This window comes from Pseudoalteromonas sp. A22 (genome assembly GCF_018141345.1).
In the GTDB taxonomy this organism is placed as follows: Bacteria; Pseudomonadota; Gammaproteobacteria; order Enterobacterales; family Alteromonadaceae; genus Pseudoalteromonas; species Pseudoalteromonas maricaloris.
On record NZ_CP047237.1, the window covers coordinates 77,143 to 93,792 of the forward strand.

Below are 16,650 nucleotides of genomic sequence, written 5' to 3' on the forward strand. Positions count from 1 at the left end.
ATACACTCGCCATGTTCTGTTTCGATACCGATACATTTGATAGTTCTGTTTGTATTCAATACATCAAACAAGGTTGCATAAATTAACGACCATTTATTTAAGGAGAAATAACATGTCGTATAAATCAGTAAAAAATCTCGTAGGTTGGCTCGTTGTAGGTCTGTCTGCGCTAGCGTTAGCCCCCAGTGTTGTGCCTGGTAGCATGGCTGTTTTAGCATTTTACTTAAGCCTTGTACTGCTCCTAGTTTCCTTGTTTACCATTTCTTCAGCCAATCACCGCCACTTTCAATTGACAGCAATCATTGTCGGTGTCGGTATGCTGGTTTTGAACGATTACTTGCGTGTTATCATGCCTTCGCCAGAACCTACTTGGCTTAACCGCATCGCTTTGTATCTCGTGTATTTCATTATTTGTGGGGTAGGTATGATTAAGGTTAAACGACAACTCAACAAGTAATATCAGTTGTATTAAGTAAATGATCTATTTCGAAGCGGGGAAATAGCTTTAGTAGCAAGGCAAAAATTTTGCTATTTAGTTGTTCTAAATGAGAAGTTTTTAACGAAGCTAATAAGCTATTTCACCCTTCAAATTGATTAGAGAATTAATTCAATTGGTATCCACACTCAGTTATTGCCAAACAGCGGTTGCGATTTGATGCTTAGCCACATACAATTTCGCGACCTGTCTGTTTGTAAACTACATTACTTTGGCTGTATCTACGACTTTCTCTTCTACGGGGCCTTTAGCCCAGCATTTCCCGGGCTATCAACCAAGACAGCCCCAAATTGATATGGCTATTGCGGTAGAAGAAACCATACAAAATGGTGGACAATGCATCGCCGAAGCAGGAACAGGGACGGGGAAAACGTTTGCCTATCTCATTCCTGCCTTTCAGTCTAAAGGTAAAGTCATCGTCTCAACCGGCTCTAAGGCCTTGCAAGAGCAATTATTCCATCGTGACGTGCCGACCTTAAAAAAGGTGCTTGGCAGTGGGAAAAAAGTCACTTTGCTAAAGGGTAGGGCCAATTACCTTTGCCCTTATCGCTTATCACAGCATTTGAGCCATGTGCCAACCGACGACCCAGATGTTATGCACCAACTTGCCATGGTTGCAAAGTTCGCTTCTGAAACACACAGTGGAGACTTAGCCGACTGTGTGGGTATCGAAGAAGACGCAAAGGTATTACCCTACGTTACCTCAACTGCAGATAACTGTTTAGGGAAAGAGTGCCCAGACTACGAAGACTGTTATATTCGAAAGGCAAGATTAAAAGCAGTCGATGCCGATGTTGTGGTGATCAACCATCATTTATTTTTTGCCGATATGGCCGTAAAAGATTTAGGTTTTGCGGAGCTCATGCCAACCGCGGATAGCTATATCTTCGATGAAGCACATCAATTACCAGAAATAGCCAGTGACTATTTTGGTGAGACTATCAGCACTAAAGCTTTGCAGGCGCTTATTAACGATTTAAGGGTGATCTACCGTTCTGATATTCCAGATATGTTGCAACTAGGCAAAACGCTCAATAAATTGGAAACTAGTGTCGCCGATTTGCGTTTGGTATTTGGTGGCGATGGTGCTCGTGGTGATTGGCGTGATGCGCTGGCGAATAAACCGATTTGCGATGCCATGCATCGAGTGATAGCTAACTTAGACTTTCTCTATAAAGTGCTCAAACTTTGTCTGGATAGAAGCGAAAAAATAGAACACTCATTTGAAAAGGTCATGACCTTTAAAAATCAGTTTGAACGTGCCTTTGATACCAGTCAAACTGGATTTAGTTACTGGTTCGAAACCACAAGACGCTTTTTATCTATTCATATCACGCCGCTTGATGTATCAAGTAAGTTTGCACAAATTGTCAAAACCACTGAGGCAAGCTTTGTATTTACCTCAGCCACCTTATCCGTTGATAACTCCCTAGAGCACTTTAGTCGTAGCTTAGGACTCAAACCGACCTCACAATTTATTGTTGATAGTCCATTTGACTATAAGCAGCAAGCTTTACTATGCCTGCCACGCTATTTGCCAGAAACCCGTGACGACTTAATGCCACATGCGCTGGTAAAGCTTGCAAAACAGGTGATTGAAGCTGCAAAAGGGCGTACATTTTTACTCTTTACCAGCTATCGCGCGATGCATTTAGTGTACGAAGGGCTGAATACGGCACTGCAATATCCCATATTTATGCAGGGTCAAGCATCGAAACGGATAATTTTAGAGCAATTTATTCGGCACGGTAACGCCGTACTACTTGGTACAGCTTCTTTTTGGGAAGGCGTGGATGTGAGAGGTGACACTTTGAGTTGTGTTGTCATTGATAAGCTACCATTTGCTTCACCAGATGACCCTTTGTTGCAAGCGCGCATGCGAGACGCTGAAATGCGTGGATTAGAACCCTTTGATGCCATACAACTCCCCCAAGCTGTTATCGCGTTGAAACAAGGGGTTGGGCGGCTAATTCGTGATGCTAACGATAAAGGTGTACTGATTATTTGCGATAATCGCTTAGTTACGAGAAAATACGGCCAGACGTTTTTAAGTAGTTTGCCCGATATGTCTCGCACGAGAGACTTAAACAAGGCAATCCGATTTTTAGAGAATATTGATAAAAATGAAAAATAACCTGTTGGCCATAGACGCCTCCACCGAAGCACTCAGTATTGCATTGCACTATGAAGGCAAGTTTATTCGCCACTTCGAGGTTTGCCCACAGCAGCATAGCCAAAAGATACTTCCCTTAGTTGAACGTATTTTACGCGAAGCCGATATCACGCTTAGTGAGCTTGATGGCATTGTGTTTGGACGTGGGCCGGGCAGTTTTACTGGGGTTAGAATAAGTACAGCGGTTGCGCAAGGCTTAGCTTATTCTTCAGGTCTTAAGTTGGTTGGCGTTTCAACTTTGCAAGCGATGGCGCAACAGGCATACATGGAAGCAGGCAAGTCCAGCGTAGTGTCGGCAATAGATGCACGTATGGGTGAGATCTACTTATGCCAATACAATGGCGAAACTCGTGGTGTTATTCAACCAAGCACCGAAGAAACAGTTATTAAACCTGAAAATATCGACTTTACATCAACTGGCGCGGCCGGTGTTGGTACAGGATGGCAAGCGTTCTCAGAGCTTGCCACACAGCTTGAATGCGAAATCATTGACAATATCACGTTACCGGATGCTTATTACATGCTGTTTATAGCCGACGATAGTTTCACACAAGGCTTATCTGTGGATGCAGCTGACGCCCAGCCGCAATATGTAAGAGATACTGTGACGTGGAAAAAGTTGCCAGGTCGAGAATAAAGGCGTATTTTTATACAAGCACTTCGTATTTATTGAGCTAGAACGTGAAACTAAATTCAATCATTCAACAAGCAGGTACATATCAAGTAAAGCCACAGCCTAAAAAGGCGGTGAGCCCTGCTATTGAAGAAATGAGTACGGCTAAGCTCAATACCGCTCAGATCAAAACCAGTGAAAAGGGCATTGCGTTGGTGGAGCAGTTCCAATCGCAGCAACGTTCGACTATCTACGACCGCCCTAACTTTCGTACTGGACAAGCAATTAGTGAATACAAAGCAATTGCAACGGAAGCAAGACGAGATGAGATCAAAAGTATGATTGGCGTTTCGGTTTACGCGTAATACCTCTTCCAAGACTCGATAACAAAGAAGGTCAGCAAATGCTGACCTTCTTTGTTTGAAATAATAGATGAAGATTTTTACTTTTTAATAAATCCAATCAGTTTATCAGCAATTGCGGTATTGTTTTGCGAGCCGATAAACGCTTCTTTACCTTTACCATGGGCAAACACTTGTACATCGATAGCGGTGTGACCACCCGTTGTCCAACCGGTGAAAGATGCGTCACTAATTGCCTCTTTTACGACAACACTAAGCGCCTTCGGACCTTGTGAAAGAGCTTCTTTTACTTTCAGCTCAATCGCACTGTCATACTCAAGACCTGTGAGATCTTGCCATGTTGCTTTAACGTCTTTTGTCTTTGCGAGTGCTTTTGCTATCTCGCCCGCTGAACCTTTCACTTTAGCTACCACATCACGCTCCCAGCGATACTGACCATTCGCACCAAGCGTTAATCCACCGGTAGAGTGATCTGCTGTGATCACCAAGATAGTGTCTGGGTTGTTATCAACAAAAGCCTTTGCCAGCTTAATTGACTCTGCAAAGTCGTCCATTTCATGCATAGCACAAGCGATATCATTAGCATGTCCACACCAGTCAATCTGACTACCTTCAATCATTAAGAAGAAGCCTTTATCATTCTGGTTTTCCAATAATGATAATGCCGTTTTAGTCATTTTAGTTAGGCGCTGCGACTCTTCATCAATTGCGAATGGCAGACCTACTTCTGCGAACAGACCCATCGCAGGAATTTTATTTAGCGTATCAAGCTTAGATAAAGCATCGACGTATTGATAACCTGCGTCTTTAAATTCATTAACTAAGTTTCTATCTTCACGAATGAAGTATTTAGTGCCACCACCAAGCATAAGATCTACAGGTAATTTTCCTGCGATTTTATTGTCTATGTAATCATTGGCAATGTCGTCATAGTTACGACGTGATTCATTATGAGACGCGAAACTTGCAGGTGTTGCGTGGTTGATTTGCGATGTTGCAACAAGCGCGGTTGTTTTACCTTTTCTTTTCGCCACTTCGAGCATCGTTTCCAAATGTTCTTTATGGGTATCTACCGCAATTGCGCCATTATAGCTTTTCGTTCCTGTACTTAAGGCGGTTGCGCCCGCAGCACTGTCTGTTACAACCGTGTCGTCGTCTGGGTAGGTATGCGCCATACCAACCAAAATAGAGTCAAAAACCGTTGGGTCAACCACTTTCGTGGAAGGGTCATCTTTAAAATAACGGTAGCCCGTTGTGTAAGCCGGCCCCATACCGTCGCCAATCATGTAAATAATGTTTTTTGGAGCAGCCAGTGTCGGAGCCGCAAATACTAATCCAACAAATGAGGCCAAAAGGCTAGTTTTGAAATTCATTGTTATTCCCGTGTACTTATCGTGATGAAGGTTTGTGATTCTCTACTATTTGATCAATTTAAACGCATTCGTAATAAAATGGATGTTCGATAAAAATATTTTCAACAAATCAAAGTAGTAAGTTCAAATATGTCACGGTAAGATGATAAATCAATGATGGTACAATGAACACTAAAAGAATTCGTCGATGTCTCTATATGCGATAAAAGAACAAAAAATCGGGCCATTCTCCTACCAACACTGGGGAGAAGGAGAGCAAACCGTTATCTACCTTCACGGTTGGCAAGATAATAGCAACAGTTTTGTGCCGTTTGCGCCATTTTGCAATAAACAATACACGCATATAGCGCTTGACTTACCAGGTCATGGACATTCAGATTGGAAAAGTGCCGACGCCTTTTATTACTTTATCGATTATGTCTATGACTTAAAGTGCTTTTTAGATTTAGCACAGATCAAAACGTGCCATATTGTTGGTCATTCTATGGGGGCGATGATAGCTAACTTGTTTGCAAGCTGCTATCCAACACGCTGTTTATCGTTGGTACTAATCGAGGGAATAGGGATTATGAGTACCTCAGAGAGTGATACCAAAACCCAGCTCATTAATGCGTTTAATTCCCGAGATAAATTAAAACAATCTGAACCACGGGTTTATCCTGATATAAATACACTTGCGCAACTACGCAGTAAAATCAGTGATGTTTCTGAAGAAATAGCAGCGCTACTTGTGACAAGAAATACCCAGCCGCATCCTGATGGCGTGCAACTTAGATTGGATCCCCGACTAAAGCATCACTCTGGATTTAGGTATTCCATCTCTCAAGCAAAGTCGGCGCTCAATGGGATATCCATTCCAACCTTATTGGTGTTAGCGGAACAAGGCTATGACATGATTGTCAGACAATATAGTCAATTTAAGGGCTGTTTCGACTCACTCAGGCTTGAGAAAATACCTGGCGGCCACCATTGCCATATGGAAAACCCGGAAATTTGCTATAAGCTAATTGAAGCACACCAGAACCGCGACAAAACAGCGTTTACAACTGAAGGAGCGTAAAGAATAAACTAATCATGGAAAGAAAAGTTCACAAAGAGCGCTAAAGCCCACGTTTCAACAGCATCTAGATTGTAAATCCTCAGATATTGTGGGAATATGGCGTTTTTAGAGTATTTGCTCAATTGTTAAAGTGCCTTACATCGTTTATGGTTTAGGGTGAATATAAAAATAACGAGAACACAGGAGCTAAGAGTGGAAAAAATCTGGCTTAAGCGCTACCCAGAAGGTATGCCTGAAACTATCGACCCAGAGCATTACAACTCATTGCTTGAATTATTTGAAAAAAGTTTTGCAGATTATGCTCAGTATCCAGCCTATACCAATATGGGTAAGACACTGACTTATCAGCAAGTTGATGAAAAAACCAAAGCAGTTGCTAGTTATATACAAAATGAATTGAAACTTGGCCGTGGCGATAAAGTTGCGGTCATGATGCCAAACTTGTTGCAAACCCCAGTTACCATTTTAGGTGTACTACGTGCTGGTTGTACCGTTGTAAACGTCAATCCGCTTTACACCGTGCGCGAATTAGAGCATCAGCTAAATGACTCCGAGTCAAAAGCTATCTTTATTCTTGCAAACTTTGCCCATACATTGGAGCAGGCCTTACCAAAAACCAGTGTGAAGCACGTAGTGCTGACAGAAATTGGTGACATGTTAGGTGGCTTCAAAAAGCACTTGGTGAACTTTGTTGTTAAGCACTTAAAAAAAATGGTGCCTGACTTTAGCCTGCCAAATACCATTCCTTTCAAAGAAGTAATTGCAGCAGATCCTACAAAATATCAGAAACCTGATGTGACGCTAAGTGACCTTGCCTTTTTGCAATACACTGGCGGTACAACTGGCGTATCTAAAGGCGCGATGCTTACTCATGGCAACATGGTAGCAAACCTTGAGCAGGTCTCTGGCTGTTTAGATAAAGTATTAGATAAAGGAAAAGAGGTCGTTATCACGGCGCTACCGCTTTACCATATCTTTGCATTAACAGCGAACTGCTTGACCTTTATGAAGTACGGTGGTCACAATATCTTGATCACCAACCCGCGTGACATGCCTGCGTTTGTAAAAGAGCTGGCAAAGGTTCCATTTACCGCAATCACTGGTGTTAACACCTTATTTAATGGCTTGTTGAACACACCAGGTTTTGCCGACCTAGACTTTTCAACCCTGAAAATGTCTTTAGGTGGTGGTATGGCCGTACAACGCCCTGTCGCTGAGCGCTGGCAGAAGGTGACAAAGTCAAAACTGATGGAAGGTTATGGCCTTACAGAATGTGCGCCGCTAGTTACTATTTGCCCACATGATCTTGAAGCCTACAACGGTTCTATTGGTTTACCTGCACCAAGCACTGACATTAAGATAGTTGATGACAACGGCAATGAAACACCTAAAGGTGAGCCCGGTGAGCTGTGTGTTAAAGGGCCACAGGTTATGGCTGGTTACTACAACCGTCCAGACGCAACCGCCGAATGTTTAAAAGACGGCTGGTTTGCAACGGGTGATATCGCTACTTATGATGATGACGGTTTCTTCTACATCGTTGATCGTAAAAAAGACATGATCTTAGTGTCTGGCTTTAACGTTTTCCCTAATGAAATCGAAGAAGTCGTTGCTATGCACGAAGGCGTGTTAGAAGTTGCAGCGGTTGGCGTGCCACATGAGGTTAGTGGTGAGCAAGTTAAAGTTTTTATTGTTAAAAAAGACCCATCTTTAACAGAAAAAGATATAATTGCACATTGCCGAGATAATCTAACGAACTATAAAGTACCAAAGCTAGTTGAGTTTAGAGATGAACTGCCAAAGACTAACGTTGGTAAAATACTGCGTAGAGCGTTAAAAGAATAACAAATAGAGCCGGCACTAGCCGGCTTTTTTATAACTAGCGTGATATCGCTAGTTATGTAAATTGCATGGGAGTAACAGTGCAGTATCAAGTTATTGAAAGCCAAACAGCACTAGATGAATTTGTCTTGTCTATTTCGAAAGCCAAAGTGCTCGCCGTCGACACCGAATTCATGCGTCGCCGCACCCTATACCCAGAAATTGCTCTGTTACAGATCTTTGATGGTAACCACCTTGCCCTTATCGATCCACTAGCCGATATGGATTTTAGTAGGCTGTGGACGTTGTTTTCAGATACTAGTGTTTTAAAAGTACTTCATTCTCCATCAGAAGATATCGAAGTATTTCTAAAGTTTGCAGGTTTTATCCCATCACCAATATTCGATACCCAGTTTGCTTTACAGTTGTTAGGTGAGGGTAGTTGTATTGGTTTTGCTAATATGGTGAAGCAACTTAGAGACGTTGACATTGACAAAAGTGAATCCAGAACAGATTGGTTACGCCGCCCTTTAACTCAAAGCCAATTAGATTACGCCGCCTCCGATGTATATCATTTACTGCCATGTTTTGAGACTATTCAAGCACGAGTAAATGAAAAGCAGCTATTTAACATAGTACTTCAAGAGAGTGAGTTGCTTGCCCAAAAGAGGAGCTTCCGTCAACCAGATGAAGTACTTTATCTTGATGTCAAAAACGTGTGGCAACTTAAGCCTAGAGATCTTGCTATCCTAAAAGAACTTGCAGCGTGGCGTAGAGCCAAGGCAGAGAAAAAGAACTTAGCGCTAAATTTCGTGCTTAAAGAACATAACATGGTAGAAATTGCCAAACGTCGTCCAAGCTCACTGGGCAGTTTACGTAATGTTCCAGGTGTTGAGCCAATGGAAGTTAATCGCTCTGGTAAAGAAATTCTCGCCTGTATAGAAAAAGCAAAAGAAGTAAGTGAACAAGATTGTCCACAACGCGTGAGAAGGCTTATCGACTTTAAAGGTTACAAAGCAGCGTGCAAGGATATTAAACAGATTATCGCCGAAGTCGCCAAAACTAACGATATTCCGGTTGATGTGTTTGCTTCGAAAAAACAAATCAATCAGGTGATCAGCTGGTCGTGGAAAAAGTCACCGGAAGAAAAGCAATTGCTGATGAAACCCGATCTTGCGTTAGGCTGGAGGGCTGCGCTTGTTGCAGATAAGCTAGACAGTTGGTGGCAGTAGCACTCCTGTCGCTTAAAAGGTGAAAGATAAACAGCGAAAGCGATAATAACATCCACCTTCCGAAGAAGGTGGATGTTATTCAACTAGTCTTTTGGTTGCTCGATACCAAAGTACACGCAATGTAACACAGGTAATACAATCAACGTCAGTATGGTCGCAAAACCAAGACCGAACATAATGGTGACCGCCATGGATTGGAAGAACACGTCAAATAATAGCGGGATCATACCCAGTATGGTTGTGATAGCAGCCATAGACACCGGCCTTACACGACTCACACCAGAATCAAATACCGCTTGGTAAGGGGACTTACCAGAGTCAATTTCGATATTTATTTGATCCATCAGTACAATACCATTTTTAATCAACATGCCGGATAAACTTAGCAAGCCTAGCAGCGCCATAAAGCTAAATGGTGCTTGCAGTAATACAAGGCCTGCCGTTACCCCAATAATAGCAAGCGGCACTGTAGACCAGATCACTAATGGCTTTTTCACAGAGTTAAAGAGCAATACAGTGATCATAAACATCGCTAAATAGCCGATTGGTAATGAGCCAAAAATAGCTTTCTTCGCTTTGCTTGACGACTCATACTCGCCGCCCCATTGCATCTCGTACCCTTGGGGTAGTTCAATGGCTTCGATACCCGCCTTCACTCTTGCAAATAACTTCGCTGGGGTTTCATCACCTATCACGTCATGATCAGCCATTACCGTGATGGTACGTTTGCGGTCGCGGCGCATGATCAGGCTATCTTCCCAAGTGACACTAAAGTCATCCACGATTTGTGAAACTGGCACGTAAACGCTAAGGACAGGGCTGAATATTTGTAAGTCACCGAGATTTTCAACATTGAGCCTCTCTTCCTCAGGAGAGCGTGCAATGATAGGCAACAGTTGCGTACCATCTCGATATAACCCTACCTTGTTACCTGACACCGAAGTCAGTAGCAACTGATCTAAGTCAGATTTACTGATCCCCAAACGACGCGCCTTCAATTCATTAAACTGTGGGCGGATCAACTTGGTTCTTTGTCGCCAGTTATCACGAATATTAAACGCTTTATCGTCTTGGCTGATAATACCTTTAGCTTCTTCGGCTAATTGGCGTAACACAACAGGATCTGGTCCCGAGAACCTAGCCTCGATTTTTGCGTCGGTTGAAGGACCAATTTCCATGCGCTTTATTTTGAGACGCCCGTCTAGCTCATTTTCAAGCTCATAATCGCGAAGCTTAGCAATCATAGCCACTACTGCTTCTCGGTCTTTTACACGTACAATTAACTGACCATAAGCGTCATATTGTTTTTCCGGCGAATAGGTCAACATAAAACGAGGCGCACCTTGACCAATCGTTGCTGTTACTTCGTTAACCATAGGGTCGGCCAGTAAAAAGGATTCAATTTTCTCAACATTTTTCGCCGTGCTGCGTATATCTGCACCTTGATAATGCCAATAATCCACATAGAACATCGGTGTATTTGAAGCCGGGAAGAAGGACTGCTTAACCGATTTAAAGCCAACAACTGCAGCGACTAATAGCAGTACCATAGAAATAATGGTAATAGCGCGATTTTTAAGGCAGAAGGTAAGCATGGATTTATACACGGTGAAGATCACACCTTTATAGGGATCGTCTTCTTCGCTGGTATCTGATGACTTTTCCTTCGGTCCTTTAAACATCATATTGGCAAAAAATGGCGTCAGTGTGATTGCCGTTACCCAGCTTAATAGTAATGAAATTAACAACACCCAAAATAAAGAACCAGCAAATTCACCACTGGCATCTGAGCTTAAACCAATCGGCGCGAAAGCGGTGATCCCGATAACGGTTGCGCCAAGAAGTGGCCATTTTGTCTGTTCAACAATGTTCACAGCAGCTTTTACTTTAGATTGACCCCGTTTAATATTAATCAAAATGCCTTCAGTCACTACAATGGCATTATCGACTAGCATCCCCAGTGCAATGATCAAAGCACCTAATGAAATACGCTGTAAATCAATGGCGAATATCTTCATAAAGATAAAGGTACCTAGCACAGTAATAAGCAAAATACCGCCGATTAAAATACCACTCTTTACACCCATAAAGATAAGCAGAACGATAATTACAATGGCAACGGCCTCTAAAAGGCTAACGATGAAACCGTCGACAGAGGTTTCTACTTCTGTTGGTTGATTGTAAACCGTGTTGATCGTAATACCGTATGGGCGCTGATATTCTAGTTGCTGTAAGTGATGTTCAATTTCTTTACCCACCTCAACAACATTTACACCAGAGGTAAAAGAAACCCCAACCAGCAAGGCACGCTTTTGATCAAAACGTGTAATATGATTCGGCACTTCCGCATACTCGCGTGTCACTTTTGCCACATCACCCAAATAAATAAGTTCTTTGGCACCGGGCTTTGAGATAAGTAACCCCTCTAGCTCAGCAACGTCTGTAAACTCACCAGTAGGGTGCAGGCGAATAGACTCGTCTCCAACTCGTATTTTACCCGCATTAGATACCGTATTTTGAGCTTGTAGCAACGAGAAAATGTAGCTAGGCGCAATGCCAAGTTGTGACAGTTTTTGTGTTGATATTTCGACGATCACTTGTGCTTGCTGCTCACCCGCAACAGTGACCTTACTCACACCTTCAACTAGCACTAATTCGCGCTTTAAAAAATCAACGTAGTCTTTTAGCTCATCATACGAATAGCCTTCGCCAGTGATCGCGTAGAGTTCACCGTAAACATCAGCAAAATCATCGATAACGCTTGGCGGCCTAACACCTGGCGGTAGCTTCGGCGAGAGATCATTTACTTTACGGCGCAGCTCATCCCAGATCTGTTGTAAGTCTTTCTTACGGTACTTACTCTTCATCTCAACAGTGATCTGCGACTTACCAGGAGAAGAAATTGAAGTAACATAATCAACATACGGCAGAGACTGAATTGCATTTTCAATCGGGAAGGTGACTTCCTCTTCCACTTGTTGTGGTGATGCTCCAGGATACATGGTCACGACCATGGCTTTTTTTAGTGTGAATTCAGGATCTTCTAGTTGGCCTAAGCCCAAATAGGATACCGCCCCAGCAATAAGCAGGAGCAAGGCAAACATCCAACTGATTACCTTATTCTCAATTGACCATTTGGCTAAACTCATATTACAGACCTCTTTCTTTAGTCCAAGGTCTCACTTTTGCGCCTTCTTGCAAGTAATGCACGCCCGCAGCAATAATTTCTTCACCAGGTTCAAGACCCGACAATACCTCAATACCGGTATGATTCAGTTGGCCCACGGTGACTTCGCGTTTTGTGACGGTCTGTTTATCGCTTTGATATACCCATACGTAACTATTTCCCTCTGTGCCTTGCTTTTTATCGGAGAATACTGCTTGGTTAGGTACGATAATTGCCGTATTTTCACGGTTCGTAATTTTGCTTGGGTCGACGTAAACATGGCCAGTCATACCTGCGAACAAATTAAAGTCCTCGGGGATTGGAAGACTAAATACGACTTTGTAGGTTAAGGTTGCAGGGTCTGCCTGCGTATCCCATTCCTTAATCGTAAGCGGGTAAGACTTACTTGGGTAGCCATCAAAAACAACGGTCGGTTTGTAATCAGAATCTTTATCAACACGTGCAACGATGCGCTCAGGAACTTGAATAACCACATCCATCATATCGCGTGTTTCAAGGCGAAGAATATTTTGCTTTGCTACGACGTTTTCGTAATTTTTGACAAATACCTTGGCAACAGTACCACTAAACGGTGCTCTAAGTTCGCTATATTCGAGGTTTGTTTTAGCAATTTTAAATGCAGACTCCGCAACTTGCTTGTCTGCATTTGCTTTATCAAACTCAGCTTTAGTCGCTATGCCTTTTTCAAATAACGGTTCGATTCTCGATAACTGCGATTTAGCCAGTTCAAATTGGGCTTTACGTTGTTCATATTGCAGGTTGAAATCTTCAGGATCAAGCTTTGCAAGCAATTGCCCTTTTTGTACATCTTGACCTGCGAGAACTGGAAACTCGATAAGTTCACCATTCACACGAAAGGCTAGGTAGGAGCCTTGGTTTGCCACCACTTCAGCAGGGAAACTACGAAGCGTGCTGCTATTAGGATCCGAAACCGTATGAATTTTAACTGGTCGGTTAGGGGCTTCTGTTGGGGCTTGTTCTGCTTGCTCTTGGCAGCCCACTAATAGGGTAGCCAGCACAATTCCAGAAAACACTCTTAACATATTGTTCTCCATGACAACGTCAATTTTAATGCGTGCAGAATAATGGAATTACATATAAAATAAAAATTATAAAACATTCTATACTGCATAAGATTTATTTATGAAGATTTCGGACTTAGCAGCGTTTTGCACCGTTGTTGAAGCGCCTAGCCTTACCGAAGCTGCAAATAAGCTTCATAAGACGCAGCCTGCGGTCTCTCAATCAATTAAAAGATTAGAACAATCTTTGGGATTTGCCCTTTTTGAGCGTGAGAAATATCGCAATGTGTTAACAGAGCAAGGTCGTCGATTTTATTTTGAAGCCGAAAAATTGCTTAATCATCATAGAGATTTGTCATTACTCGCGACTGAATTCGCGGCGGGTAATGAACCAAGCTTTAACATCTGTTACGAACCGATCGTATATCAAAACCAGATTGATCAAGTATTAGGCAATGCCTTCATTAAGTTTCCCGCAACTGAAATGAACATCTCAAGTGGTAAACGTTTTTTTGCGCTTGAGCAAGTCACACAGGGGATTGCAAACCTTGGCATTGGCCCTTGGTTTGATCTTTTTCATTCAACTGGCGATTTAGAATCAATGCCGATTGGACACGTAAAATTAGGCTTAGTCTCATTAACGGGCTATATGCCACCAGAGCTTAGTTTTTCGGAGCTTGCGCAATACCCATCTCTTGCAATGAAAGAAAGTAAATTCAAGTTTGACAGTGAGCGCTTGGCATACAGAAACAGTAACAATGTCATGAAACTCGATGACGCACTGGCAATAAAAAGATACTTATTGCAAGGTATGGGCTATGCCCTAATCGGCCTTGACCTTTGTAGAGAAGAATTAGAGTCTGGTGTTTTGCAACAAGTGAGGGTGTTTGATAGAAAGGATGAGTTTGAAGCCGAGATCCACGCGTATCGTTTGCATATTTCCCACCATGGGCCAGTAGCAAGATATTTTTGGGATAAATTAAAAGAGTTAAATATTCAATATGAAAAGCAGCAATCCTCAGCAAGAACTCGCTGAAAAAGTCTTCACCGTAATCGGCGGTATCCCATTTGGAAAAGTTGCGTCGTATGGGCAAATAGCGAGATTAGCTGGCTCCCCAAAACATGCCAGAAAAGTAGGCCAGTTATTAAAAAACCTACCGCAAGGTTCAACGTTACCATGGTACAGAGTAGTAAATAGCCAACGGCGTATTTCATTTCCTCAAGACAGTAGTAAATTTCAAGAGCAAAAATCGCGCTTGCAAGCTGAGGGCGTCACATTCTCAAATAGTAACGTGATAGCTAAACACTGTGTTTGGGAATAGTCATAAATTTAGCGTCAACTGATCCAGATAAATAGGGCAGTCGTAATTATCGTTAGTTTTTGTATATTTGAACGGGAATTATGAAACTCGCTTTATTTCCATTGCCAATATTCTTGCTTCCAGGCGGGTTCACCCGCTTGCGGATCTTTGAGCAGCGCTATTTATATATGGTAAAAGAGGCCGCGAAAACAGAGCAAGGTTTTGTGTTGTGCCCATACCTCGCGGATACGCCGAACAATGTGTCAAAAGAAGGCGTGCACGTTAAAATCGTCGACTTTTCACAAGATGATGATGGTCAGCTGCTCATTGATGTTGAGGCACTATCGCGCGTCGCGATCAGTAATGTGGAAGTAGACTCACAATCTTTACGTTATGGCGATTGTGACGTTATTGATGGGCCGCCATGGCAATGTAGCGAGGAAGCATTTAGTCTAGTTGACAAAACTCTTGTTGATAAGCTTCAGAGTGTTTTTATCGCCAACCCAATCCTTGATGATTTGTACCGCGACAAGCATTTTACTCAACCTCTTTGGGTTGCTTATCGTTGGCTAGAAATCTTACCTATCTCTATGACTCAAAAACTGAAAATAAAACAAGCACAAACATTTGAACAGGTGGCAGAGTTCTTACATACTGTATTAGATGAGAAATAGTGATCCATGCCAAGTTTTCCAGCGTACTACAGCTTATAATTATAAATTGGAAGGTGAGCTATGTTAGGCCAACAGCAATCTACCGATTGCAACGTTCAGTCAGGAACTCGCAAAGCAGTGCAAGAAACTCCCTCTCAAGCGTTATCGGACGCTTTAGTTAAGGTTGCAGAAAAACGAGATCGCAAAGCTTTTGCGTTCTTGTTTGAGTACTTTGCGCCAAAAATCAGGCGCTTTGGTGTGAAGCAATTTGGTAATGACGCCCAAGCGATGGAGCTCGTACAAGACACGATGACGTCAGTGTGGCGTAAAGCACACCTTTATCATCATGACAAAGGCGCAGCCACAACGTGGATCTATACCGTAATGCGTAACGCGTCATTCGATGCATTGCGTAAAATGAAGAGTAATAAAGAAGAACACATCAGCGAAGACATCTGGCCGATAATTCAAGATTCACAGGCTGACGACGACGGTTTTCAAGACCACTTGCAAACGGCGCAAATTCAAAAATACATCAATAAGTTGCCGCCAGCACAACGAGACATAGTCAAAGGCGTGTACTTTCAAGAAATGTCTCAAGAACAATTGGCAGAGCATCTTAATATACCTGTCGGGACAGTTAAGTCACGTTTACGGCTTGCTTTACAGAAACTTCGCGCAGAGATGGGAGATCAAGCATGATTAAGCATCACCCTAATGATTCATTATTAAGCCAATTTGTTGAAGGTAATTTGCCTGCAAGTATCAGTGTCGCAATTGCAGCACATGTCGAACTATGCCCTTGTTGCCAGAAAAAGACCCAACAGCTTGAAGCGCAAGAAGCGAGAGTTCAGCTTGGAGGAGATATGGACTCTGCACTAAGCAGCGATTTTGAGGCAATGATGCAAGCGATAACACTGGATGATGAAATAGACGAAGTGAAAGAATATATCCAACCCACATTTAACTATCAGGGCAGGGATGTTCAGTTACCTCGGGCTATTGCGAATATCGATCGCACCAAGTTTTCAGGTGTAGGCAAAATCGCCCGCTCTCGGTTATTGCTAGAAGATGGCGACTTACGCTCAAGTCTTTTACAAATTGGTGCGGAAGGCGAAATTCCAGAGCACACCCACACGGGCTTTGAGATCACCTTGTTACTTGACGGCGATTTTGCAGATGAAGCTGGGGAATACGTACCGGGCGACTTTATTTGGCAAGACGGCAAACATAATCATTCTCCGCGCACTAAAGAAGGCTGCCTGTGCTTTACCGTGGTAAGCAGTGCACTACACTTTAATAAAGGGTTAAGTAAGCTGTTAAACCCAATTGGTAAGTTGATTTATTAAAGGAATAG

15 protein-coding genes are annotated in these 16,650 nt (G+C 42.7%); 12 read left to right on the forward strand and 3 right to left on the reverse strand.

The window, feature by feature from the left end; genetic code table 11:
* Positions 1–112: 112 nt before the first annotated feature.
* From GSF04_RS00300 to GSF04_RS00315, 4 genes are all read left to right on the forward strand, one after another.
* Positions 113–457: a hypothetical protein gene (locus tag GSF04_RS00300; RefSeq protein ID WP_211857001.1), complete on the forward strand. Its 345-nt coding sequence runs from the start codon at positions 113–115 to the stop codon at positions 455–457.
* A 334-nt stretch (positions 458–791) separates the two neighbouring features.
* Positions 792–2,630: an ATP-dependent DNA helicase gene (locus GSF04_RS00305; protein ID WP_249122377.1), complete on the forward strand. Its 1,839-nt coding sequence runs from the start codon at positions 792–794 to the stop codon at positions 2,628–2,630.
* On the forward strand, positions 2,620–3,306 hold the full coding sequence (gene tsaB / locus GSF04_RS00310; protein ID WP_010605467.1) for a tRNA (adenosine(37)-N6)-threonylcarbamoyltransferase complex dimerization subunit type 1 TsaB: 687 nt from the start codon (positions 2,620–2,622) through the stop codon (positions 3,304–3,306). Before GSF04_RS00305 ends, tsaB begins: the two co-directional genes overlap by 11 nt.
* Positions 3,307–3,350: 44 nt before the next feature.
* Positions 3,351–3,647 carry a hypothetical protein gene (locus GSF04_RS00315; RefSeq protein WP_174169193.1) on the forward strand — a complete coding sequence of 99 codons (297 nt, stop codon included), beginning with the start codon at positions 3,351–3,353 and terminating at the stop codon, positions 3,645–3,647.
* A 77-nt stretch (positions 3,648–3,724) separates the two neighbouring features.
* Here the strand turns inward: GSF04_RS00315 and GSF04_RS00320 are convergent, their stop codons facing one another.
* Complete coding sequence (locus GSF04_RS00320; protein ID WP_211857003.1) at positions 3,725–5,017, reverse strand: alkaline phosphatase; 1,293 nt, start codon at positions 5,015–5,017, stop codon at positions 3,725–3,727.
* A gap of 187 nt (positions 5,018–5,204) precedes the next feature.
* Here GSF04_RS00320 and GSF04_RS00325 point away from each other — a divergent pair, with 187 nt between their 5' ends.
* The 3 genes from GSF04_RS00325 (at position 5,205) to rnd (ending at position 9,130) form a co-directional block, all read left to right on the forward strand.
* A complete protein-coding gene (locus GSF04_RS00325) occupies positions 5,205–6,077 on the forward strand; it encodes an alpha/beta hydrolase (protein WP_211857004.1) in 873 nt (290 codons plus the stop codon).
* Between the two features lie 192 nt (positions 6,078–6,269).
* The gene (gene fadD, locus GSF04_RS00330; RefSeq protein ID WP_211857005.1) at positions 6,270–7,922 is read left to right on the forward strand and encodes a long-chain-fatty-acid--CoA ligase FadD; all 1,653 of its coding nucleotides are present in this window, start codon (positions 6,270–6,272) and stop codon (positions 7,920–7,922) included.
* Positions 7,923–7,999: 77 nt separating this feature from the next.
* Entirely contained in the window at positions 8,000–9,130 is a 1,131-nt protein-coding gene (gene rnd, locus GSF04_RS00335; protein ID WP_211857006.1) for a ribonuclease D, read from the forward strand.
* 83 nt (positions 9,131–9,213) lie between these two features.
* Here rnd and GSF04_RS00340 read toward each other — a convergent pair whose 3' ends face one another.
* Together GSF04_RS00340 and GSF04_RS00345 are read right to left on the reverse strand one after the other, a co-directional pair.
* Positions 9,214–12,279: an efflux RND transporter permease subunit gene (locus GSF04_RS00340; RefSeq protein ID WP_211857008.1), complete on the reverse strand. Its 3,066-nt coding sequence runs from the start codon at positions 12,277–12,279 to the stop codon at positions 9,214–9,216.
* 1 nt (position 12,280) lies between these two features.
* Positions 12,281–13,360, reverse strand: coding sequence for an efflux RND transporter periplasmic adaptor subunit (locus tag GSF04_RS00345; protein ID WP_211857009.1), 1,080 nt, complete (start codon positions 13,358–13,360; stop codon positions 12,281–12,283).
* 100 nt (positions 13,361–13,460) lie between these two features.
* Here GSF04_RS00345 and GSF04_RS00350 point away from each other — a divergent pair, with 100 nt between their 5' ends.
* The 5 genes from GSF04_RS00350 (at position 13,461) to GSF04_RS00370 (ending at position 16,642) form a co-directional block, all read left to right on the forward strand.
* Positions 13,461–14,375 (forward strand): LysR family transcriptional regulator, encoded by a 915-nt coding sequence (locus GSF04_RS00350; protein WP_010605459.1) that lies wholly within the window; start codon positions 13,461–13,463, stop codon positions 14,373–14,375.
* Entirely contained in the window at positions 14,341–14,661 is a 321-nt protein-coding gene (locus GSF04_RS00355; RefSeq protein ID WP_039495238.1) for an MGMT family protein, read from the forward strand. Before GSF04_RS00350 ends, GSF04_RS00355 begins: the two co-directional genes overlap by 35 nt.
* Positions 14,662–14,741: 80 nt before the next feature.
* Positions 14,742–15,314: an LON peptidase substrate-binding domain-containing protein gene (locus tag GSF04_RS00360; protein WP_211857010.1), complete on the forward strand. Its 573-nt coding sequence runs from the start codon at positions 14,742–14,744 to the stop codon at positions 15,312–15,314.
* Between the two features lie 60 nt (positions 15,315–15,374).
* Entirely contained in the window at positions 15,375–15,995 is a 621-nt protein-coding gene (locus GSF04_RS00365) for a sigma-70 family RNA polymerase sigma factor (protein ID WP_010377183.1), read from the forward strand.
* Positions 15,992–16,642, forward strand: coding sequence for a ChrR family anti-sigma-E factor (locus tag GSF04_RS00370; RefSeq protein ID WP_211857011.1), 651 nt, complete (start codon positions 15,992–15,994; stop codon positions 16,640–16,642). The genes GSF04_RS00365 and GSF04_RS00370 overlap by 4 nt, the downstream gene beginning before the upstream one ends.
* Positions 16,643–16,650: the final 8 nt, after the last annotated feature.